The 1,415-nt window shown below is 62.0% G+C and carries 2 protein-coding genes; one reads left to right on the top strand and one right to left on the bottom strand.

Annotated features, from left to right (window positions below):
* Positions 1 to 172: 172 nt before the first annotated feature.
* Positions 173 to 1,117, top strand: coding sequence for a YafY family protein (locus JF66_RS18190; RefSeq protein ID WP_035880229.1), 945 nt, complete (start codon positions 173 to 175; stop codon positions 1,115 to 1,117).
* A 93-nt stretch (positions 1,118 to 1,210) separates the two neighbouring features.
* Here JF66_RS18190 and JF66_RS24630 read toward each other — a convergent pair.
* Positions 1,211 to 1,415 (bottom strand): hypothetical protein (locus tag JF66_RS24630; protein ID WP_231556499.1); only part of this gene is annotated, 205 nt, incomplete at its 5' end.

Here is a 1,415-nt window from a genome sequence, read left to right on the forward strand (position 1 = left end):
ATCGATACCCAGCAGCTCGCTGTACCACTTGCGTGCCGCCTCCAGATCGGCGGCGAAATAGCTGACGGTGGCAAATCCTCGCAACATGTGGTCTTCCTTCTGATTCAGGTGATTTCAGTCTCCACCAGTAAAGTGCTCACCTTCTGACTACTTTGTTTGCGACAATTGATTTATGCGCGCAGATCGCCTCGTCGCCACACTCCTACTGATGCAGGCGCGGGGACGCGTGACAGCGAAGGAAGTAGCTGCTGAGTTTGAGACATCCGTCGCTACGGCGAGGCGTGATCTCGAAGCGCTGTCAGCTGCGGGAATTCCCGTGTACCCACAGGTCGGCCGTGGCGGTGGGTGGCACCTACTCGGCGGCGCTCGCACCGACCTGAGCGGGCTCACATCGGCTGAGGCGCGTGCGCTTTTCCTCCTGGTCGGGCCAGCAGCGTCCGTAGTCCCAGAGGCCAAGTCGGCGATCCGCAAACTCGTGCACGCTCTTCCCGACACCTTTAGAACGGACGCCGAAGCGGCGGCAGAGGCCGTCGTGATTGACCCGGCGCGGTGGGGCCGGCCCCATCGCGCACAGCCACCACTCGTGACGGAACTCCAGGTCGCTGTCATACAGCGCCGAAAGGTGCGTCTGAGCTACCGGGGTTGGGACCGCGACCCGGTCGAAAGGCTCTGTGACCCGTGGGGCCTGGTCGAGAAGAGTGAGGTGTGGTACTTACTCGGCGGCGTGGATGGCGCCCAGCGCACATTTCGCATCGAGCGGATCATTTGGGCTGTTGTCACGGACGAGCCCGCCGACCGCCCGGATGACTTCGACCTCGCAGAGGCATGGAATACCGTCGTACGCGACGTGAATCAGCAGCGCGAGAGCGCATCCACGATCGTGGTCACAAATACCGAGATCGTGCCCTTCCTGCGTGAACAGTTCGGCGAGCTGGCAGTGGAAGACACCGCGATCGACGACCATCGAGCCAGGGTGCGAATCAGTGCGCCAGCCGAAATCATGCTCGCCCGTGGCCTTGCTGGATGGGGTGAATACATTGACGTTCTCGAGCCGGCATCCGTGCGCTCGGAGCTCATGCGCCTCGGCGCCGCGATCGTAGAGCGCAATGGGCCGTAGGCGCGGGACCCGCACTCACAATGCCCGTAGAGGGTTCCCGTATGACACAGCGCTAGGCAGACTTACCCACCGTTGGAAGTCGTTGGTGCTCGATCAGTTGATGCGATTAGCGGTGCGGTCGCAAAGCGGTAGCCATACTTCGGCGGGTTTCCACTCCCAGGCGATCTCCTGGCTGCGACCGTCTTCGCCGAATCGATACGTTGCTCGCTCGTGCTCGCCCGTTAGCGTCCAAGTATGACCGTCGACAGTCAGAGTGTAATCGCGTGCGAAGCCGTGATTCTCGACCGTTCGGGCGAAA

Origin of the sequence: Cryobacterium sp. MLB-32 (assembly GCF_000738085.1) — a bacterium.
Taxonomy (GTDB): Bacteria; Actinomycetota; Actinomycetes; order Actinomycetales; family Microbacteriaceae; genus Cryobacterium.

Bases quoted from the DNA above. Each gene is read 5' to 3' on its own strand.
- JF66_RS18190 (WP_035880229.1), top strand. From the start codon at position 173: ATGCGCGCAGATCGCCTCGTCGCCACACTCCTACTGATGCAGGCGCGG.